At 68.6% G+C, this 20,159-nt stretch carries 22 protein-coding genes; 6 read left to right on the top strand and 16 right to left on the bottom strand.

Translation table 11 applies throughout. The features are described from left to right. Positions 1-64: 64 nt before the first annotated feature. From OG470_RS31765 to OG470_RS31745, 5 genes are all read right to left on the bottom strand, one after another. On the bottom strand, positions 65-1,309 hold the full coding sequence (locus OG470_RS31765) for an RNA polymerase sigma factor (protein ID WP_328418274.1): 1,245 nt from the start codon (positions 1,307-1,309) through the stop codon (positions 65-67). Further along, a complete protein-coding gene (locus OG470_RS31760; RefSeq protein WP_328418272.1) occupies positions 1,306-1,692 on the bottom strand; it encodes a YciI family protein in 387 nt (128 codons plus the stop codon). Before OG470_RS31760 ends, OG470_RS31765 begins: the two co-directional genes overlap by 4 nt. 5 nt (positions 1,693-1,697) lie before the next feature. Then, a complete protein-coding gene (locus tag OG470_RS31755; protein WP_328418270.1) occupies positions 1,698-2,078 on the bottom strand; it encodes a YciI family protein in 381 nt (126 codons plus the stop codon). 364 nt (positions 2,079-2,442) lie between these two features. Then, complete coding sequence (locus tag OG470_RS31750; protein WP_328418268.1) at positions 2,443-3,378, bottom strand: zinc-binding dehydrogenase; 936 nt, start codon at positions 3,376-3,378, stop codon at positions 2,443-2,445. Positions 3,379-3,538: 160 nt separating this feature from the next. Continuing rightward, a complete protein-coding gene (locus tag OG470_RS31745) occupies positions 3,539-4,099 on the bottom strand; it encodes a TetR/AcrR family transcriptional regulator (RefSeq protein ID WP_328418266.1) in 561 nt (186 codons plus the stop codon). A gap of 332 nt (positions 4,100-4,431) precedes the next feature. Here OG470_RS31745 and OG470_RS31740 point away from each other — a divergent pair, with 332 nt between their 5' ends. Continuing rightward, positions 4,432-5,094 (top strand): tetratricopeptide repeat protein, encoded by a 663-nt coding sequence (locus OG470_RS31740; RefSeq protein WP_328418265.1) that lies wholly within the window; start codon positions 4,432-4,434, stop codon positions 5,092-5,094. A 194-nt stretch (positions 5,095-5,288) separates the two neighbouring features. On the opposite strand, the gene OG470_RS31735 is transcribed toward OG470_RS31740, so the two are convergent. Then, positions 5,289-5,729 carry a hypothetical protein gene (locus tag OG470_RS31735; RefSeq protein WP_250790935.1) on the bottom strand — a complete coding sequence of 147 codons (441 nt, stop codon included), beginning with the start codon at positions 5,727-5,729 and terminating at the stop codon, positions 5,289-5,291. 196 nt (positions 5,730-5,925) lie between these two features. Here OG470_RS31735 and OG470_RS31730 point away from each other — a divergent pair, with 196 nt between their 5' ends. Beyond that, positions 5,926-6,219, top strand: a complete 294-nt coding sequence (locus OG470_RS31730) for a hypothetical protein (protein WP_328418262.1) — start codon at positions 5,926-5,928, stop codon at positions 6,217-6,219. A 259-nt stretch (positions 6,220-6,478) separates the two neighbouring features. On the opposite strand, the gene eno is transcribed toward OG470_RS31730, so the two are convergent. Next, on the bottom strand, positions 6,479-7,786 hold the full coding sequence (gene eno / locus OG470_RS31725) for a phosphopyruvate hydratase (RefSeq protein WP_328418260.1): 1,308 nt from the start codon (positions 7,784-7,786) through the stop codon (positions 6,479-6,481). A gap of 147 nt (positions 7,787-7,933) precedes the next feature. Here eno and OG470_RS31720 point away from each other — a divergent pair, with 147 nt between their 5' ends. Further along, positions 7,934-8,356, top strand: a complete 423-nt coding sequence (locus tag OG470_RS31720) for a MarR family winged helix-turn-helix transcriptional regulator (RefSeq protein WP_328418258.1) — start codon at positions 7,934-7,936, stop codon at positions 8,354-8,356. Here the strand turns inward: OG470_RS31720 and OG470_RS37405 are convergent. The 4 genes from OG470_RS37405 to OG470_RS31705 all read right to left on the bottom strand — a co-directional run bounded on the left by OG470_RS37405 (position 8,289) and on the right by OG470_RS31705 (position 13,059). Continuing rightward, positions 8,289-8,582 (bottom strand): helix-turn-helix domain-containing protein, encoded by a 294-nt coding sequence (locus OG470_RS37405; RefSeq protein ID WP_442931222.1) that lies wholly within the window; start codon positions 8,580-8,582, stop codon positions 8,289-8,291. The two genes, OG470_RS31720 and OG470_RS37405, sit on opposite strands and share 68 nt — an antisense overlap. A gap of 29 nt (positions 8,583-8,611) precedes the next feature. Further along, the gene (locus tag OG470_RS31715; protein ID WP_328418256.1) at positions 8,612-9,187 is read right to left on the bottom strand and encodes an IS607 family transposase; all 576 of its coding nucleotides are present in this window, start codon (positions 9,185-9,187) and stop codon (positions 8,612-8,614) included. Between the two features lie 142 nt (positions 9,188-9,329). Then, on the bottom strand, positions 9,330-11,321 hold the full coding sequence (locus OG470_RS31710) for an acyl-CoA dehydrogenase family protein (protein ID WP_328418254.1): 1,992 nt from the start codon (positions 11,319-11,321) through the stop codon (positions 9,330-9,332). Between the two features lie 283 nt (positions 11,322-11,604). Further along, positions 11,605-13,059 carry a glycoside hydrolase domain-containing protein gene (locus OG470_RS31705; protein WP_328418253.1) on the bottom strand — a complete coding sequence of 485 codons (1,455 nt, stop codon included), beginning with the start codon at positions 13,057-13,059 and terminating at the stop codon, positions 11,605-11,607. A gap of 103 nt (positions 13,060-13,162) precedes the next feature. Here OG470_RS31705 and OG470_RS31700 point away from each other — a divergent pair, with 103 nt between their 5' ends. Both OG470_RS31700 and OG470_RS31695 read left to right on the top strand, forming a co-directional pair. Further along, positions 13,163-13,882 (top strand): class I SAM-dependent methyltransferase, encoded by a 720-nt coding sequence (locus tag OG470_RS31700; protein ID WP_328418251.1) that lies wholly within the window; start codon positions 13,163-13,165, stop codon positions 13,880-13,882. Positions 13,883-13,898: 16 nt separating this feature from the next. Beyond that, a complete protein-coding gene (locus tag OG470_RS31695; RefSeq protein ID WP_328418249.1) occupies positions 13,899-14,066 on the top strand; it encodes a hypothetical protein in 168 nt (55 codons plus the stop codon). A gap of 148 nt (positions 14,067-14,214) precedes the next feature. Here the strand turns inward: OG470_RS31695 and OG470_RS31690 are convergent, their stop codons facing one another. Then, complete coding sequence (locus OG470_RS31690; RefSeq protein WP_328418247.1) at positions 14,215-15,150, bottom strand: hypothetical protein; 936 nt, start codon at positions 15,148-15,150, stop codon at positions 14,215-14,217. A gap of 549 nt (positions 15,151-15,699) precedes the next feature. Between OG470_RS31690 and OG470_RS31685 the strand changes: the two genes are divergently transcribed. Beyond that, positions 15,700-16,053, top strand: coding sequence for a hypothetical protein (locus OG470_RS31685; RefSeq protein ID WP_328418246.1), 354 nt, complete (start codon positions 15,700-15,702; stop codon positions 16,051-16,053). Between the two features lie 119 nt (positions 16,054-16,172). On the opposite strand, the gene OG470_RS31680 is transcribed toward OG470_RS31685, so the two are convergent. The 4 genes from OG470_RS31680 to OG470_RS31665 are packed head-to-tail and all read right to left on the bottom strand — an operon-like array spanning position 16,173 to position 20,159. Continuing rightward, positions 16,173-17,066, bottom strand: a complete 894-nt coding sequence (locus OG470_RS31680) for a hypothetical protein (RefSeq protein ID WP_328418244.1) — start codon at positions 17,064-17,066, stop codon at positions 16,173-16,175. Next, a complete protein-coding gene (locus tag OG470_RS31675) occupies positions 17,063-18,178 on the bottom strand; it encodes a hypothetical protein (RefSeq protein WP_328418242.1) in 1,116 nt (371 codons plus the stop codon). The genes OG470_RS31680 and OG470_RS31675 overlap by 4 nt, the downstream gene beginning before the upstream one ends. Next, positions 18,175-18,621, bottom strand: coding sequence for a DUF4188 domain-containing protein (locus OG470_RS31670; RefSeq protein ID WP_328418241.1), 447 nt, complete (start codon positions 18,619-18,621; stop codon positions 18,175-18,177). Before OG470_RS31670 ends, OG470_RS31675 begins: the two co-directional genes overlap by 4 nt. Further along, positions 18,618-20,159, bottom strand: a complete 1,542-nt coding sequence (locus tag OG470_RS31665) for a phenylacetate--CoA ligase family protein (protein ID WP_328418239.1) — start codon at positions 20,157-20,159, stop codon at positions 18,618-18,620. Before OG470_RS31665 ends, OG470_RS31670 begins: the two co-directional genes overlap by 4 nt.

Here is a 20,159-nt window from a genome sequence, read left to right as displayed (position 1 = left end):
GACGAAGGCCAGGTGTACTGATCTCCCACGAACGGTGCTGGAACGGGCTGGCTCCACGTGTCGGTCAGCCGGCCAGCTGGTCGCGGCGGCGGGTGAGGTAGGCCCGCTCCGCGGGATTGCCGGCGAGACCGATGGCCCGGTCGTACGCCGCCCGCGACTCGCCGCCGCGCCCGAGTCGCCGCAGCAGGTCGGCGCGCGCGGCGTGGAAGGCGTGGTAGCCGTCAAGGACCTCGGTGAGCCGGTCGATCTCGGCGAGCCCGACCCCGGGGCCGTCGACCTCGGCGACCGCGACCGCCCGGTTGAGCCGCACGATCGGCGAGGGGTCGAGCAGCACCATGCGGCCGTAGAGGGCGACGATGGTGGACCAGTCGGTGTCTCGGGCGGACGGAGCATCCGTGTGGACCGCGTTGATCGCGGCCTGCAGCTGGTAGCGCCCGGCTGGGTCACCGCCGACCGCCACCGCCTCGAGCCGCTCGCGAACCAAGGCGTTGCCCTCGGCGATGAGGGTGCGGTCCCATGCGCCGCGGTCCTGCTCGTCGAGGGTCACCAGCTCGCCGGTGGGGGACACGCGCGCCGGCCGCCGGGCGTCAGTGAGGAGCATCAGGGCAAGCAGGCCGGCCACCTCGCCGTCGTCCGGGAGGAGAGCTCGGAGCAGGCGGCCGAGGCGGATCGCCTCGTCGGTGAGGTCGACGCGCACCGAGTCGTCCCCCTCGCTGGCGAGATAGCCCTCGTTGAAGACGAGGTAGACGACCGCGAGCACGCCGGCGAGCCGCTCGCGGATGTCGCCGGCCCAGGGCACCCGGTAGGGAATGTGTGCCGCCTTGATCTTCGCCTTGGCGCGGGTGATCCGTCGCGCCATCGTGGTCTCCTTCACCAGAAAGGCGCGGGCGATCTCGGGGACGGTGAGGCCGCCGAGCAGGCGCAGGGTGAGCGCCACCCGGGCCTCCAACGCGAGCGCAGGGTGGCAGCAGGTGAAGACCAGTCTGAGCCGGTCGTCCTCGACCGGGCCAGTCGGCTCAGGAGGGGTGTCGTCGTACACGATCCGGGCCGCCTGGTGCTTGGCGTCGCGCTGCGACTCGCGACGGAGCCGATCGATCGCCTTGCGGGTCGCGGTGGTGGCGAGCCAACCGCCGGGATTGGGCGGTACGCCCTCGCGCGGCCACCGCTCTGCAGCCGCTACGAACGCCTCGGCCGTCGCTTCCTCGGCGACATCAAGATCGCCGAAACGGCGCGCGAGGCCGGCGACCACCCGCGCCCACTCCTCGTGGTGGGCACGGGTGATCGCCTGCTCGACGGTGGGACCAGTCACGGCTCCAGCAGCACTCGGACGGATTCCTCAGTTCGGAAGGGACGCACCTCGACCGTGCCGCGGCATGCTTTCGACCCCTCGGCGGCAAGTGCCAGGGCCACGTCGAGGTCGGCCGCCTCGATGACCCAGAAGCCGCCGAGGTACTCCTTCGTTTCCGGGTAGGGCCCGTCGGCGAAGGCCGGCTTCTCGCCCTGCCCATCGACGGTGGTGGCGGTCGTCGCGGGCTCCAGGCCGTTGGCGAAGACGAAGTGACCGTCCCTCTGGAGCCTCTCGGTGAAGGCGTCGGTGTCGGCGAACGCCTGCAGCATGGCCTCCTGGGAGGGGTACGTGCCGCACTCGGTGCGCTCGGCCGGTCCGTAGACGGACAGCAGGTACCGGGGCACCGCGCTCACTTCTCCCCAGAGCCGTTACGCCGGGCCTGCCCGGGACCTCGGAACCGGTGCACCTCCTGCGGCCAGTCGAGCACGGTCGCGAGCCTGCCGGCCCAGTATCGCGCCGCCGCGTCGTCGGGCACGTCCACGACGGCGAAGCCGCCGAGGTGCTCCTTGGTCTCGACGTACGGGCCGTCAGTGAAGACGGGCTTGCCGTCAACCGGCTCGACACTGCACACCGCGGTGGAGCGGTCGAGCCCGCCGTTGGTGAAGATCAGGACACCGTCGGCTTGCATCTCCTCGATCACGGCCCGGGCGGCCGTGCCCTTCTCGCGCAGCTCCTCCGCAGTGTGCTCGGCCACCCACTCATCGTTGAAGGTGATCAGGTACTCCGTCATGGTCGTCTCCTCTCAGTCCCGCGACGAGGGCCTTTCCTGACTCCTCGTGTCCGGCGGCCGGGCTGGCCGCCGCACACTGGTTCCACGAACGGCTGCGCCTTGATACGACACCATCCCGGAAACTCCTCTTCAAGGCAGCCCCGGCGTAGTGACTGAGGAAAGGATCGATCTCCGTTCGAGGTGTACGGCTGGGCGACCCCGTCGAGCGGAGGCACCACCGTCGGGGAGGTGCTCAATATCCTCGAACGGTTCGACCTGCGGTCGATGACCGCGACCCAGGCCATGCACTACTCCCTGGAGGCTGGCGTTCACCGTGGCCAGGCGGTGCAGCCCTGGCCACGGTTAAGAAGGTGCATCAAGAAGCTCAATCGCCGAAACGGGCGACGAGCCGGCCGGTGACCTCGTTGTTGCGGAGCCGTTCGAGGCCGGCGCCGATCTCCTCGAACGCGATCTCCGTGTAGGTGGGCTCGATCTCGCTCCTGAGCAGCAGGTCGAAGACCTCCTCGATGTCCTGCACCGTGCCCCCGAGCGACCCGACGATGCTTTTGCCGAGGATCGTGGGGGTCGCGATCGTGAAGGTTGGCCGGCCCAGACCGACCTGTACCACCTTGCCGCCACGCTTCACAGCGGCGAGCGCCTTCTGTGTCGTGTCGAACCCGGCGTAGTCGACGACGAGATCGAAGTCCTGAGCGGGCCACTCGGCCGCGTCACGAACGACCGTCGCTGCGCCCGCGGCCGTGGCGAGGCCCCAGACCTCCTCTTTCATCTCGGCGACGTGCACTTCGGCACCCGCCAGGACAGCGGCCCGGGTACCGATCTGGCCGAGGCCGCCGTAGCCGATGACGCCGACCTTCATGCCGGCCGTCGCCCCGCCGGCCTTGATGATCGCGTGGTAGGACGTCATGCCGGCATCGGTCGCCAGGGCGGCCAGGGGGAGGTCCAGCTCGGCGGGGACGCGGGCGAGGTCCGGCGCGTCGGCGACCAGCTTGCCGGCGAAGCCACCGTGCGTGAACATGCCCAGCGGCGGCCGGACCCCGGAGGAGCAGACACCGACGACATCGCCGATCTTCCAGCCCTCGACTCCCTCACCGAGGGCACTGATCACACCCGCGTTCTCGTGCCCCTGGGTCATGGGCAGGAACGGCATCGTGGCCTCGCCGATCTCCATGTACATGAGGTCGCTGTGGCAGAGCCCGGCGGCCTTCACGTCAATGACCACCTCGCCGGGACTCGGCTGCGGATCCGGCACCTCGTTCAGAGCGATCGGTTTGCCCGTCCCCTCGAACTGCCAAGCCTTCATGCGCTGACTCCTTCCGGTGATGGGCCCGATGGCGACCCTCAGGCGACGGCACCGAGACACGGCTGATCTGCGATCCGGCGCGCCGCACGGCGACTCAAGTATCCGTACACAACTGTACGCTTAGCTGTGCGGCCGCAACAAAATCGCGTCGTGGATCACGTCAGGCCACGAAGAGCGCCCGATGGAGCATCTCGCGAATGCGTTCGTCCCAGCGCTCGCGGCCTGCGCGCTCGTTCTGAGCCATCGCGCCCTCCGCCATCTGCAACGCCAGAAAGATCTCGGCCATCCCGACGCCCGCGTGCACCACCCCGCCGGCGCGACCCCGCACGAGCACCGCCTCGAACGCGTGCACCGTCCGTTCCGCCAGGCCTTCGAACCAGGAGATGTCCGCTCCGGCGAGTACACGCACCAGACTGCGGTTGGCCCGCTGCAGGTCGAGCACGAAGTCGAAGAGCTCGACAACGCCGGTCGGCCGATCGGCGAGTTCCTTCGCCCGTAGCTCCATCAGCTCGACCGCGCTTTCGTACACTGCGGCCACCAGCTGTTCTCGTGTCTCGAAGTTGCGATACAGCGTTGTACGGCTCACTCCCGCGGCAGCAGCGACCTCCTCGAGCGCCACGTCAGGCCCGCGCTCGGCGAACAGATGACGGGCGGCCTCCAGCAAACGCTGTCGATTGACCGCCGCATCACGTCGCAGGCCACTTCGCGGGTTCGCTGACATGCCGGCAGAGTACCCAGTGCCCAAGGCCGGGCCCGAAGGGGAAATCCGTCGCGGGCACCAGGGCGCTTGGCCGCCGCGTCCGGACGGTCCCTGTCTTCGTAACCGTCGGTGCGGTACGTGCCACGCGGGAAGACGGCATCCGCACAGTCCTTGCCATCGGTCACGACCTCGAACTGACCCTGCACACCGACGGGACCTGGACGGATCCCGCGGAGGCAACCCGGCGAGTCAGAAGACGGTCAACTTCGATCTGACGAAGCTGCATGCGTACAGGCTTAGGCTGACTGGACTGCCGGGTCTGGCAGGTAGTGGCGATGCCGGCGGGGGCGACGATGAGCACCGACGATCGGATCGAACGGGCCAGAGAGGTCTATGAGCGGGCAGTGTTCGGCGGCGATACCAGCGCGTTGATCGACGCCGAACAGGGCCTGGACGCGGTCGAGGCCGATGCGGCGTTGGCGCGTGGGCTGATTCTGCATGCGCGGTTTCAGAGCGCGCACGCCGACGCCGGCTCGTTGCCCGCCGAGGATCCCGCTGAACTGCCGTTGTTTGAGCGCGCGCTCGCGTTGTACCGGGCACTGGGGGACACGCGCGGCGAGGCCGAGGCGTTGTTCTGGATCGGTTGTCTCCACCAGTTCATCCGGCGTGACAACGAGACAGCGGTTCCCTACCTCGAGCGGTCCTGCCGGCTGGCGGCGCAGACCGGTGACAAGCCGACCCGGTCCGAGGCGCTACGGCACTTAGGCATCGTGGCACACGCGGCTGGCCGGCTGGACGAGGCGCGCGAGCGGCTGGAGGAGTCATCCCGGCTGCGCCGGGAGGTCGGGGCCCTGCCGGGCGTGGCCTCCAACATGATCGGGCTGGCCTACATCGCCGCCGCCCAGGACCGCCGCGCGGACGCGCTCGCAACACTCGACGAGGCGCACGTTATCGCACGTGCGCATGATGCTCACGCCATCGTGCGGCACATCGAGCAGGCGAGAACGCAGATCTAAGCGTGCGGCCACGGGCAGACGTTCCGCGAGCCTGTAGCGGGCGCGTACTTCTGCCGCTGAGAACGCTCGAACCGCTCGCTGCCGTCAAGGCACTGTGAGCGGCGGGGGGTGTCGTGGGTGGTGCAGCAGCGCTGGTGGTGGCTCGGGTCCGGGCTGGCCTGGGTCGGCGGCGGTCCGCCGACCAGGGCCACCGGTCAGCGGCGGCCGGTGGCCAGGGCGACGAGGTACTGTCCGCCGCCTGCGTCGACGCTTGCGGTCACCGGCAGTCCGGGCACCAGCCGGGAGAACCGGTCGACCAACCAGTCCGCCGCCTCCTGGGCGTCCTTCTTGCTCGGACAGCGGGCGACCAGCTCGCGGCCACCCTTGCGCTCGAGTCGCTCGGCGACGGTGATCAGCGGCGCGGGCTCCACCACGTGCAGACGGTCAGGCCAGGCGATGACCACCTTGACCGCGCCCTTGCGAGTGTTGCAGGCACGGTGCGCGAGTCGCTCGGCGACCTTGGCCTTCTTGTCGGCGGTGCGGCTGTCGACGCTGGGACCACGCGGGTCGTTCACCGACATGTCGGCGTCGACCGGCTCGTCGCACACCCAGCATCGCCAACTGTCACGCCTCGCGACGTCATCGAGGAGACTCATCCGAGCAAACTAGCCTGTCGACCCCTCGGCCAACGACAGCCCTGGCCGCGGCGAGCGCCGCCAGTCCGAAGAAGGGTTGCAAAGGATCGCTCTCCTGCGCCGTACACCTTGACTCCCGGTGCGATATCGCACCGCCGTTGGCAGCCTTAAGACGTGCACCAACCACGCGGTCGAGTTGTTGGAGGTTCGTAGGCTCATGGAACGCACACACGCTGCCCACGCGTTTCGGGAGGCCGCTCAGTCCTTGGTCGATCTTGTGCTCACCGAGGACATGGTTTATTTCGATGGGCTGCCGGACCGAGTTGACCGGGAACTCGGCACACCGCTGGCCGGCCTTGGAAGTGCCCTGAGCGAGGGCCGAGAACTTTCTGCCATCCTCGACATGGCGCGCCTGGTCGAAGAGATAGCGGACGAAATCCGACCCTCGCTGCCAGAGGATCTGGCGAGCGCCATCTCGGACATGGCTACTGCTCGGCGCGACGTGGACTGACGCTCCCATCGTCGGCCAGCAGTGGAGTGAGCCGCTGCACCCACCGGTAGGCCATGACGTGATCGACCTCGACTCCGCGTTCAACCAGCATGTCTGATCCGGCACTGGCTGGTTCCATTCGACCGGCAGTGCCGACCGGTCCGGGAAGGCGCAGGTCACACGGGGTTGAACAGCCCAGGGAGATTTGTCTCCCCAGCACGCGAGCGGGCCCCCCGATCGTGATCGGGGGGCCCGCGTGGTCTCTACCTCTGCCTGCTGTTCACGCCCGACGCAGTGCGGAGCGGCCCGCGAAGCGCGCCAAGTCGCCCAGCTCCTCTTCGATCCGGATCAGTTGGTTGTACTTCGCCGTGCGGTCGGAGCGGGAGAGCGAGCCGGTCTTGATCTGACCGCAGCCGGTCGCCACCGCCAGATCCGCGATGGTGGTGTCCTCCGTCTCGCCCGAGCGGTGCGACATGACAGCCGTCCAGCCCGCCTGGTGGGCCGTGGTTACCGCGGCCAGCGCCTCGGTCAGGGTCCCGATCTGATTGACCTTGACCAGGACCGAGTTGCCGACGCCGGTGCGGATGCCCTCGCGCAGCAGCGTTTCGTTGGTGCAGAACACGTCGTCGCCGGTGAGCTGACAGCGGTCGCCGACACGGGCGGTCAGCTCGCGCCAGCCGTCCAGGTCGTTCTCCGCCATCGGGTCCTCGATGGAGACGACCGGGTAGGCGTCGATGAGCTTGGCGAGGTAGTCGGCGTGCTCCAAGGGGGTGCGGCGCACCCCCTCGCCCGCGTAGTCGTACACCCCGTCGCGGAAGAACTCCGACGACGCCGGGTCCATGACCAGGCCGATGTCCGTGCCGGGGCGGTAGCCGGTGCGCTCGATGGCGGTCATCACGAAGTCGAGCGCTTCCTCAGCGGTACGCAGCGCGGGCGCGAAGCCACCCTCGTCGCCGACGCCCGTGGAGTGTCCGGCGGCCAGCAGATCGTGGCGCAGGGTGTGGAAGACCTCGCTGCCCATGCGGACGGCTTCGGCGAAGGTGTCCGCGCCCACGGGCGCGATCATGAACTCCTGGAAATCCAGCGGATTGTCGGCGTGGGCGCCGCCGTTGACGATGTTCATCATCGGCAGCGGCAGGAGGTGGGCGTCGACGCCGCCGAGGTAGCGGTAGAGGGGCTGGCGGTGGGCCGCCGCGGCGGCCTTGGCGGCGGCGAGGGAGACGCCGAGGATCGCGTTGGCGCCGAGCCGAGACTTCGTGGCGGTGCCGTCGAGGGCGACCAGCACGGCGTCGAGACCCGCCTGGTCCGCCGCGTCCCGCCCGCGCACGGACGCCGCGATCTCCCCGTTGACGTGGGCCACCGCGCGGTCGACGCCCTTGCCGTGCCAGCGCGCGGAGTCCCCGTCGCGAAGTTCCACGGCCTCCCGGGCGCCGGTGGAGGCGCCGGAGGGGACAGCCGCGCGCCCCAGGGACCCGTTCGTTAGGACGACGTCGACCTCGACCGTGGGGTTGCCCCGACTGTCGATGATCCGGCGGGCGGTGACGGTCTCGATGGCGGCGTTGACGGTTCCGACTGCCTTTGCGGACATGGGAGGTCCTTCCCGTTGTCGTGCCGTGGCCCCGGCTGCGACAACGCTGGCGCTGAGCCCGACATCGGCAAACCTACAGCAATGCTGCTCAGTGTTGCTGTGCAGGTTAGGTGCACAGCTTTGCTGACCAATGGTGTAAGGTGCCCTATGCCCACCTCGGAAGCCGCCGCCATCGCCGCCGAACTGCGCACCGCGATGGGCAAGCTCACCCGACGCGTCAAACACGAGGACCGCATCCCGCTGGGCCAGGTCGCCGTGCTCGGTGCACTCGACCGCGACGGCACCATGACTACCAGCGACCTCGCCGCCGATCAGCGCGTACGCCCCCAGTCGATGGCCCGGACGGTGGGGCTGCTCATAGAACAGAACCTGATCACGCGCCGGGCGCACCCCACGGACGGACGCAAGTCGCTGGTCGAGCTGTCGGACGCGGGCCGGGCCGCGCTCGAAGCGGAGCGCGGCCGCAGGGCCGGTTGGCTCGCGCAGGCCATCGAGGCCGAACTCACGGATGAGGAGCGGGCGTTGCTGGCACGGAGCGCCGCCCTGCTGGAGCGGCTCGCCACACGCTAGTGCCCCGACAGGCAACGCTCGCCCCGTCGCGACGCCTGGCACGCGCCCCCATGCTCCCGGCTTCGGCCTCAGCCACCCCGTAGCTGGCCTCGGCAGCCCGCTGCGCCTTCACCGCGCTGACCCGACGCAGCATGTGGTTGTAGGCGAACCGGGCCGCACCGGTGTTGCGGCGCAGGCCGAGAACCTGGACGTCACTCGGGTCCAGGGCGAACCGGTATGCCTGCACGGTCCAGCCGGCCGGCGGCTCGTACCGCTTCACGACTCGTCCTTGGCGGTGGCCGCGGCCACCGCGCGGCTGGCCCGGTTCGCCGCGGCCCGGCGGCCGTACAGCCGGCCGCACAGGCTGGTCAGGATCTCCGTCACGTCCCGCACCAGGTCGTCGTCCACCTCGGCCGGGTCGGCGACCAGCAGCCGGCGGCCCTGGTCGGCCAGCGCCGCCTCAACGTACTCAGCGCCGAACCGGGCGAACCGGTCCCGGTGCTCGACCACGATCGTCGTCACGGACGGGTCGCGCAGCAGCCCGAGGAACTTCTTACCTCGGCCGTTCAAGCCGGAGCCGACCTCGGTCACCACGCTGGAGACGACCATGTTCTGCCCGGTGACCCAGGCGGCCACCCGGGCGACCTGCCGGTCAAGGTCGGCTCGCTGATCGACCGACGACACCCGGGCGTAGACAACCACCTGGCCCTGGGTGTCGACACTGACAACGTCCACCATGATCGTTCCCGACGGAAGACGCCGAGCCGGCACCGGCATGGTTCCCTCGCGGAACCATCGGTACGCGGTCTGTGGGTGCACCCCATTGCGGCGCGCCCACTCAGCAAGCTTCACGAGACCGACACTAACACCCACATATTCGCATGCCTGATCACAGAATCGGGAACTGCCAACAACCCCCTTCGCCGCACCGGCTGAAAGCCCAAGCACATCCAGTACGAGGACTTCCGGCCGGCACGCCGGACGAACCTTCTGCCTACGCCGGGACTGCCTGCGGATCACCGGCGGCGTCATGGGCGACCATGGTCTCCTGCCGGCGGGGTTCCTCGCGCAGGACGGCGCAGTGCAGCCACGTGTCCGGGATGGCGAAACCGTCCACGAGCGTCCGCATGTGCGGGCGCAGCTCTTTGAGTAGACCGTTCACCACGGCGGTGATCGCCTTGGCGCGGGCCGGCGTGAGACGGCCGTGCTCCAGGAACCATCCCTTGTTGGTCTCGATGACGCTGAGCGCGTACAGGTCACAGATCCGGGAGAGCAGCGCCTGGACCGCCGGGTCCGTGGTGTCTTCGATACCGGCGACGAACGCCTCCAGGGTGACTCGGTCGATGTGCGCGGTGGCAACGGCGAGGACGTGGTCCTGAACGTCGTTGAAGATGTCGAAGGGATGGTCCTTCTTCGTGGCCGCGCCGTTGCGGAGGCGGCGGACCGCGCCGTCGAGGAGGTGCCTTTCGCGGTCCTCGAAAACCTTGAGCTGCCAGCCGCGGTCGGTGACGGCGACTTCCTCGTCACGGCCGGGCACGGCGCTGATCAGCCGCTCGATGAGCGACCGCGCGGCGGTGCGCTCGAGCACCATCTCGCGGACCTGTTCGGCGACGAAGGAGGCGCGCCCCCAGCCGTCCAACGAGCCGAACTCGTCCCGGTGGCCGGTGAGCAGCCCCTTGGCAACCAGCTGCAGCAGCACCGTGTTGTCGCCCTCGAACGTGGTGAAGACATCGGTGTCGGCCTTGAGACTGGGTAGCCGGTTCTCGGCCAGGTAGCCGGCGCCGCCGCACGCCTCGCGGCACATTTGGATGGTGCGTGTCGCGTGCCAGGTCTGCGCGGCCTTGAGACCGGCGGCCCGGGACTCCAGCTCCCTTTGCCGGTGCTCGTCGACCGGCCCGTCGCCGCCCTGCACCTCACTGAGCGCGGCGACCAGCTCGGCCTGGGCGAAGTTCAGCGCGTACGTGGTGGCCAGGGCGGGCAGCAGCTTGCGTTGGTGGGCCAGGTAGTCGTTGAGCAGCACCTCCCGGTCGGCGTCGGGCGTGCCGAACTGGCGGCGGATGTCGCCGTAGCGCACCGCGATGGTCAGCGCCGATTTGGTGGCCGCCGACGCGGCGCCGCCCACGCTCACCCGGCCGCGGACCAGGGTGCCGAGCATGGTGAAGAAGCGCCGGGAGTCGTTCTCAATCGGGCTGGAGTACGTCCCGTCCTCCGCGACCTGACCGTGCCGGTCCAGCAACATGTCCTGCGGCACTCGTACGTGGTCGAAGCTGAGCCGCCCGTTGTCAACGCCGAGCAGGCCGGCCTTGGGCCCGGCGTCACCGATGGTCACGCCGGGCAGCGGGTTGCCCTGCGCGTCGCGGATCGGGACCAGCCACGCGTGTACGCCGTGCCGTCGCCCGTTGGTGATCAGCTGCGCGAAGACCACCGCCATCCGCCCGTCCCGGGCCGCGTTGCCGATGTAGTCCTTCCGGGCCGCCTCGTGCGGGGTGTGCAGATCGAAGGTCTGCGTCTGCGGGTCGTACGTGCAGGTGGTGCGAAGCTGCTGGACGTCGGAGCCGTGGCCGGTCTCGGTCATCGCGAAGCAGCCGAAGATCTTGCCCGAGATGATGTCCCGTAGGTACGCGTCGTGGTGCCGCTGCGTGCCGAGGGCCGCGACCGCGCCGCCGAACAGGCCCCACTGCACGCCCGCCTTGACCATCAGCGACAGGTCGACCTGCGCCAGCATCTCGGTGGCGACGATCGAGCCGCCGACGTCGGATCTGCCGCCGTACTCGGTGGGGAAGCCCGACGCGATGCCCAGCTCGACAGGAAGTTCGGTGAGCAGCCGGCTGATCCGCTCACGTGCCTGGTCACCGGTCTCGCCGTACACCGGGAGGAAGCGCTCGTCGAGGTGATCCCGGTGCGCGTTGCGAACCTCGGCCCACGGTCCGTCGAGCACTTCCTGCAGGCGGGCGAGGTCGATGCGGCCAGACGCGTGATCGGGCATGGTCACCCCTCGGGATGGTGGACATATGGGTACAGTCTGTACCTGATCAAGAGTACCGGCCCCCTACATCGGTCCGGTGAGAGACAGCGGTGAGACCCGACACCATCGCCGTGCGTCGTGCCGACGGCGCCCCGAATGAGCGCGCCCGTCGGCGTCAACTGATCGTGCAAGCGGCGGTCCGCGCCATCGAGGAATCCGGCACGACGCGGCCTGAGCGTGGTGGCGGACCGGGCCGGACTCGAGTTCGCGGCTCGACCAGGTGTCACTCGGCCAGCGAGGGAGTTCAGACCCGGGTGATCCGCACCGCGTCGGCGACCACGAATCCGGTGCCACTGGTCCAGCGACTCACGCCGACCTTGTTGCCCGTGCCCGCCGCCAGGGTGAACACGCCGATCGAGACCCATCGGCCGCCGTTGGCTCGCTGATTGACGGACACGGACTTACTCCCGGTGGTGGTCTCCACAAGGTAAGGCGTCAGGTTGTTGTAGCCCGCGTCGGCCGGGTACCAGACCGAGATCTCATAGTTTCCGGTCGCTGGGATGGTCGACCGGTACCAGGCGACGTCGCTGGAGGACAACGGGTTGGCGAATCGGTAGTCGGTGCCGAACCGTTGGCCGGAGTAGGCCGACGTGCCCCATGCGGTGCTCGCCGTGAACCCGCCCGAGGTGCTGTTGTCGATGGTCGTGGTCCACTGCTGCGGCGGGGTCTGCGTAACCCGCACGTCGAGGTAGTTGCGGTCGATTTTCATCGTCACGCCGCCCCAGGTCTCGGTGACATCGCCGGCGTACTGGTGCACGCGCTGCTGGTTTGCGTAGTAGGCATCGGCGCAGTAACTTCCGGCGTCCGTGTCAGCCACCCCGTTCCACCAGGCGATCCAGATCTGATCGAGTCGCGTGTAGGTCGGGTTGCCGTACGCGTCGCAGACGTCCTTGATGCCGGACGAGCCGCTGGAGTACATGCCAGCGAGGTAGCCGCGTACGTGCAGTTGCTCGACCCAGCCGGACAGGAACGACAGCACCGCAGCCCGGCACGACGCGTTCGACGGGTACTGCTCGATGTCGTTGTAGATGGTGCTCGCACTGCCGATGCCCAGTGCCTGGGCGGCATTCGCGGCGCTGTTCGCTGCGGAGACGCCTTGTGACCGGGCGGTGGTGGGATCGGCGGACATCTTCGGCGTGCGGGTGCCGCACGGTGCCTGATACCCCAGTTCGATGGGGAGTAGCCGCCATCCGTTACTGGTCTGGTTGGTCACCCAGGTCGCGGTGAGGTTGGGCTGGGAGCAGGTGCGGCTGGCCCCGCTGATGTAGATGCCGATCGCGCCGTAGGGCGAGCTGGCCCGCCACGTGTTCATCGCAGCCTGTGACGGGGCGGCGCAGGTGTCGAATCCCCGGCCGGTAAAGGTGCCGGGTTGCGGGCCGGTGGCCAGCGGCGTCACTGCAGTCGATGTTTGTGCGGGTGTCGCGGCCACAGCAATCGAGTCGATCGGCGCCACGAGTCCTGCGGCAACGGTGAGACCCGCTAGCCATCCGGCAATGACTCTCACGCTGCCTCCGTTGAAGAAATCCTCGCCTCGGAACGGGCACCACGAAAGATTTCTACCACGAATCGATGAACAGCAATAGGGGGCTTGGGTCGCTTCGGACACAAGATCAAGACCCAGCACGCTCGGCCAGGGTCGCAAGCTGTCATGCTCGCGGACGCTCGCATCGTCGCCGGGTTCACCGAGGGTTTCTGGCACTGCCGGTAGCGCTTGCTACCTGAAGTGTCGGGCTCTATCGGCATCAGAGTCTGCCGCTGGTCGGGGGTTCAGTCTGAGGAACTGTCTCTGGAATGATGTTCCAGTGGTTGACCAGCGCGCCGGTTTCGAACTGCTTGGCAACGACGCCTTGGAGCGGTCGGCAGTGGTGGCCAACTGCGCCATGAACCGCGAGCGGCAGCTGTCCGGGGTCAACAGCTACACCCGGGAGTTGGGGTTCAACCCTCTCGACGTTCTCGCCGCCGCCGACCGGGCCGAACCTTCGGCAGTCGCTGGTTGGCTGGATCTGTGCTGCGGCACTGGTCGGGCGTTGATCCAGGCTGCCGGGGAGCTGCGCCTGGCAGGGCTGACCGAGCGGACGGTCCTCGTCGGGGTCGACCTGGTCGACGCCTTCGATCCCGTACCGGCACCACCGCTGAACCTGGAGCTGATCTGCGCCTCCGTCACCAACTGGACACCTACGCGGACGTTCGACTTGATCACCTGTCTGCACGGACTGCACTACGTCGGAGACAAGCTCGCCGTCCTGACCCGGGCCGCCGGCTGGCTGACTCCCCTCGGCCGGCTCGTGGCCGACCTGGACCTGTCCAGCATCCGGCTTCCTGACGGGCGACCCGCTGGGCAGCGCCTCACCGCCCGACTCCGCGCCGCCGGGTTCTCCTACGACTCTCGTCGACGCCGGATCAGCTGCACCGGCCGCCGTGAAGTCCGCCTCCCGTACCGCTACCTCGGCGCCGACGATCGCGCTGGTGCCAACTACACCGGACAACCCGCCGTGCACTCCTACTACGCCGAAGACCACTGACCGCACCGACGCCGGCGTGGCCGATGCCGACGTGGATCTTCTGGCCGGCGATGACGAGGGTGCGGCGGCACCTGACGCGTCGTTCGACGCGCAGTGGCTGGGTTGCCGGGGTGGGTGGGGATCCGGCGGGACGGGCGTCGCGGATGCGGGCCTGCTCGGTCGGGGTGCCGGCTTCGACGCCTGATCTTCCTGTTGGCTGCGGGCGATCAGGGCCCGTCTCGGCGTCACTCGACGCCGACTGGGTCGCGCACGAAGCCGTAGACGATCTCGTTGTTGGCCGAGGAGACACCGGGCCCGGAGGAATCCCCCGGTAGGGGCCCGAGTAGAACCTGTCACCGGCCGCAGGCCCTGCACGTGGCGCGGGTGCGCAGGTGGTAGTCGCTTGACGCCGAGATGAGGCCGAGTCCCAGGATGCAGTACGCCGACATCGCCACCCAGAGGAACGTGTCGGAGAACTGGCTGATCGATCCCGACGTCAACTGCACCAGCCCCATGCCGAAGTAGGCGACGATGCCCGCCCCGAGCCCGAAGCCGGGCACCAGTAACAGCAGGCGAGGGATCGTGCGGCCGGCGAGCAGCGGCACCCACCCCGGCCAGATCTCGCCCCAGCGGTGTACCAGCGCCAGCGGCAACAGCACTCCAGCCAGCAACAGGCCGATCTCCAACCCGATCACGGAGGCGTCCTGCGTGAGGCTGTCGAATCCCACCACGACCTGGGCCGCGAAGCGGGTGACGAGGCCGGCTACCGCGGCGTACGCGGCCCACCGTGCCCACCGCGCGGGTGTTGAGCGCCGCAGACCCGGTCGGACTGTCCGGCAGCAGTCCGGACAGTCGCCCCGGGTGCGTCGCTGATAGTGGGCGGTGGCCAGACTGAGCAGGACCGCTCCGGTGACGCAACCGAGCCGGCTGGCGAACGCTACCGGGTCGAAGTACGGGCCGACCGTGAACAGCAGGAGGCCCACCAACTCCGGCAGCAGGATCGCGGCTGCCGCGATCAGTGCACCAGCGACCGTCCAGGCGACACCTGCGAGCGCCGGCCGCCAGGTCTCCACCCGGTCCAACGCAACCGCCAGAGCACCCGCGGCAACGCATAACGCCACCGACCGCCAGCCGGTGAAACCGAGCAGGTCCGACCCGAACTGCCCGAACTCCGGAGCCTCGCCGATCGTCCACGCCAGACGCACACCCCCGTATGCCACAGCCCAGCCGAGCACTGCGTACGTCAGCCCGTGGCCGGTCCTGCGAACGATCGATGCCGATGTCGTCATGCACCCGATCCTTCCGGCGCCCCGACGTGGGTGGCCCCCGCCGACAGGGGAAGGCGCTCCCCCGCAGGAGGGACGTGCCGAGGGCCCGCCGGCCGTGCCGTCATCTGGGACGCCGATCCCACGGGCAACGCTGTGACCAGGCTCTTCGGCTTGGAGGCCTCTTCGGCGCTCAGAACAACACCCAACTGCACCCACCCCTACCAGCAGTTTCTAGTCTTCGCAGGTCAGAGTCGGTGTGGCGTCCTGTTTCACACCGAAGAGGTCGCTGGCTCGATACCAGCATCGCGGGCGGCTCGCGAACTCCATCGTCTCGTAGACACTGCCGATCAGCTCTTCCTGAGCCGAACCCTGCCTGATCTCTGGGCGGGCCCCGGGGACCCGTGGTGGCTGCAGCGCATGTGATGGGGCAGGATGGCCGCCCGGTACGCCGTCACCAGTTGTCCGAGCCGCTAGTAGGGGTGAGGCGATCTTGAATAGGGTCGGCGACCACGGCCCGCTACCGAAACGCGTGGCCGAACGGATCACCATGGACGGGATGGGTGGGCTGACATGGCGCTACTGCTTGGTATTGACGACCTCCCGCCAGGGTTTGATTATCCCCAGGAGTTCATCCGGGTCGTTGAGCTTGGACTCACGGACCTCGAACCGTGGCTCATCCTGGATGGTGACGCTCTTTACGATCGCCATCGTGGTCTTCGCGGACGGTATCCGAACAGGGTGCTTGTGCCGTTCGCGCGCCGCATCGACAACGATGACGTGGCCTGCTGGGAGACCGACCGAGGCGGGCGAGTCGTCATCGTGCACGACTTCGCGTCGCCCGGCTGGGAGCACCAGGCCGACGTTGGCGGCTTCTACGACTGGCTTCGGCAGGCCGTGGAGGAACTGATTGAGTACGACTGTTGACCTCAGTCGAGCCGTGTCCCAGGAACTGGGCCGATCCTGTGCCACCGGCTACAAGCTGATGTGGTCCATCCGCTGAATCGTCGTATCGCCGAGCACAGGGGTCGGATGGGGACGGCCCGCTAGCGTCGGGCTGAGCGGACCGGCTCGGCGAGGGGTCGACCGAGGCGAAACACCGCGAGCGGTTCGCCGCCCACCCGCTCGGCGAGCCGACTGGCCGTCGCCGGGCAGTCGATGAGCTGGCTGAGTGGATGGACCGCCAGGCCGTGCCGGGCGAGAGTCAGCCACGTACGCAGAAGACGCCGGCCTGCGGCGATGTGGTCGTCGCCGTCGGCGAGTAGAACCAGGATGCTGCCGTCGTAGCGCAACAGGTCGCGGCCGCTGGCGGCCAGCAGCGCCGGAAGGCCCAGTCGGCGGGTGACGGGGTACGCGCGAAGTGCGGCGGACAGGACCCGCGCTTCGTACCGGGACAGGGTGAGCGCCCGGTCGGTGAGCCCGTCGAGGTGGTATCGGGGATGGCGTGGGCTGAGGCGCAGCCAGTCACGCAACTCGACCGCGACGGCTGGTGTACCGAACAGCCACCGGTCGGCGACCGCCAGATCCGGAGCGAGATCTCGGGTCGGAACGTGCGCGATGCCGGGCCCGAGGTCGGCGATGACGGCGGCGTCGACGTACCCGGGCGCGTATGGACCACGGGCGACCCGGCGGGCCTCGACGTCGGCGATCGTGAACGGAGTCGCGTACCGATTTGCTGCGGGGATCAGTCGCGGACCGGGTGCCGCGGTGATGGTGAGGCCAAGTTCGGCGGAGACGATGAGGCACGTCTCGACGAATGCGCCGATGCCGAGGGCCAGGTCACGCCCGGTTGGGTCGGAGTCGGGCAGGCGGCGGGCGGGATCGACGCCGATGACGATCTTGTCTGCGTGGTACTCCGGTCGCCACGGCTGCGTGTTGTGCGCGCTCGGTGCCCGGCGGCAGATCGCCTCGTTGGCCCGCAACTGCTCGACCCAGCTCATGCCGCCGCCCCTCTCTCGTAGAAGGTGTACCCGTGCAGTGGGCGCCCGCCGGCGCGCCGGTACTGAGCGGCCGAGGCGACGTTTGTCCGCTCGACGAAGGTGCTGCGCAGTGTCCGGTACCCGTTGCTGGCGAGGTTGCGGTGCGGTTCCCTGGACAGCAGCGTCAGGTACCCCTTGCCCTGCTCGTCGGGCATGGTGCCCTTGATGATGAGGACGGCGTCGCTCCGGTACTGGCCGCTGGTGGCGAGGAGGCGGAGCTGATTGATGACGCCGAGCCGGCCACCGACGCTCATGAGGTACTCGGAGATGTCCGGCACGGTGACGACGAATGCGACGGGTCGGCCGGCCTTCTCCAGCCAGAGAAGCAGCGCCTCGTCGAGCAGGAACGCGAGGCCGTCGGTCTGCTCCGCCAGCTGATCGGCGGAGATGTCGGTGTAGTAGCCGAGTTGCGCGAAGCTCGCGTTGAGCATCCGCCGCAGGATCGGCAGTTGGCTGCGCAGGTGCCACCGGGAGCCGTGCCGGATGACGAGCTGTTCGGAGGCGATCCGGGCGTCGTCGAAGGCGAACCCGTGGTCATGGTCGGCGGCGAGCGGAGCACCGGCGGAAAGCGGAGTACCCGTGGCCGTGCCGTTGAGGTCGACCAGCCAGGTGTCGGCCTCGAAGCGACGGTGGAAGCCGTGCCGTTCGTACATGTCCGGGTAGTAGGCGGGGTTCCACGCGGAGTCCACGAAGCCGCGGTCGGCGAAGCCGGAGGTGATCACCCCGCCGGTCTGGTTCGGCAGCAGTGCCACCGGTCCGAACAGTGGTCGGCCGTTGGTCCTGGTCTCGACGGCGTCCATGATGGCGGCGAAGACGTCGTCATCGACGAACTCGGTGTGCCCGAACAGCTGCCGTGGGCCTACCTTGGTGTCGAAGGCCGCGCTGCGGTGCATGCTGGTGCGCCCCACGACGACGCCGTTGCGGTCGCGGACCAGGAACAGTTCGGCGGTGCGGCGGTGGGTCGCGATGACCGATGACAGCAGGGGTACGTACCGGTCTGTCGGGTGGAGCCGGAGCGGGAAGTCGACGAACGCTCGCAGGTCGGCCCGCGACTGCACGGGAACCAGTCTCATGCGCGGTGCACCGGCGGGCCGGACGTCTCGGTGGACAGAGGGGTGAAGGTCGGTACGTGCGCCATGCCGTCCGACTCAGCGCGCCAGATGCCGTTGCTGTAACCCTCGGGCTCGGCACCGTACAGGCGGATGTAGCCACCGGTCGCGTTCTTCGTGCCGTGATCGGTTACCCAACACATGAGGTCGCGGTGGTGGCGGCTGCGGGCGAACTTCAGCAGCGCGTCGCGGTCGCTGAAGAAGGCGATGGTGCCGAGCGTGAACGGGAACTGGTAATACACGGTGTGCCACCGGTACCCGTCCATCCGTCTCATCTGCCGGACCATCTTGAACCACGTCCGGGTGAGCGTGAAAATCGAGCGCGGCCCGCGGTAGCGGGTGGCGCCGACGAACATGGCGGTCGCCTGGCCCACCGGAGGCGCGGCGGAGAAGTCGGTGGTCCTCACGCCGTCACGCCCTTCACCAGGTATACATTCTTGATCTTGGAGGCGGTGTCGGCGAATGGGCCGGTACCGTACTCGTGGACCTCCACCCGCAGATCGGCGGCGGACGGGTCCTCGGCGAGGGACTCGGCGAAGTCCCGGCTGACCTCGGCGAGGTGACGCAAAACCCCCGCGCGGCAGGTGTGGATGAGGGTTCGCCGCTCATCGGGGCTGAGCGGCAGACCCTCGCGAAGTTGCAGGTTGACGACCGGCCGGCTCTCCAGGTCGGCCCGCTCGGTCAACTGCAGGCAGAAGCTCTGCAGCAGGTGCGCCTGGGAATTGCCGGTGTAGAGGCCGTATTCGACGTCCTGCGGGTAGATGTTGGCGCCCATGTACGAGATCGTGCTGTCCTTGCGGCCGTACAAAAAGAGCAGTGGCAACCGCATCCGGTCGATCTGCCAGGCGTGGTCCGCGGCGGCCCTCGCCGCGGGGTCGGCGATCGCGGCCAGGACGTCCGGGTACGAGATCAGCCGGCCCTCGTCGCCAATGTTGTAGCGGACCCGGGGATTGAGCACCGCCGTCGAGTTGATCGTGCAGAGCACCTCATGGTCCGGGGTGGTCTCCAGGTACGTCTCAAGCGGGTTGTACTGAAAGACCATCGGCAGCCGGTGCTCGTCGGCGCCGAGCAGTGCGGTCCGCAGTGCGGCGTCGGTACGCAGTCGTCGACGGACCCAGACACTGAAGTCGCTCTCCCCGGCGATGCCGATGGTGAGGTCGCTGGCTCCGTAGCCGGAGCGCACCTTGACGAAGCGCTCCTGCAGGTAGTCGCGCAGCGCCTCGGTCATCCCCTCACCACCGACCAGACCGCTGATGCGGTACTCGGCCCATGGGAAGTCCTCGGCGTCGAGCTTGTCGCGTAGGTGCTTGAGGAACGGCGGATACGCGGTGACGATGTAGTCGAATCCGGGCCCGAAGTACAACAGGGTGTCGACGATCTTCTGCAGGTCCGGCCCGGTGTTCTTCACCATCGCGATCGTGGACATGGCGATGCCGGTGTTGGTGCCGGTGGCCCAGGCGCCCATCGAGTACGCGTTGATGACGAACCGCCGCTTCGACGGAAACACCATGGTCGCGTAGCCAGCCAGGTTCTTGTGGACCGAGCGCAACTCACGGCGGCTGCGGATCCAGTTGAACGGCTGACCGGACGAGCCCGACGACTCATCGACCACGCTGCCGGCGATCTCGATCTCACCGTGCCAACAACGCTGCGCCTCCGGGTACGCCTGCACGTACGACCGCTTGTCCGTCTGCGGGTACGACGACAGGTCGAACCACCGGAACCGCCAATGGTTGCGGCGTAGGAAGTCGCCGTACGCGGGCACGTCGATCGCGGCGAACTGGCAGGTCATCCAGGCGTGCAGCCGGGCGAAGCGACCCATGTACGGACGGTACTGACGTGCCGTGAGCCGCCACACCGCCGGATGGATCCGGTAGAGCGTGTAGAGCCAGGTCAGGGCGAAGCTCGCGGAGCGTAGGGTCCACCGACGCAGGAATGTCACCAC

This window comes from Micromonospora sp. NBC_00389 (assembly GCF_036059255.1).
GTDB lineage: Bacteria > Actinomycetota > Actinomycetes > Mycobacteriales > Micromonosporaceae > Micromonospora.
Note: the sequence above shows the minus strand (reverse complement) of the source record. Positions and strands in the feature narration are given on the sequence as shown.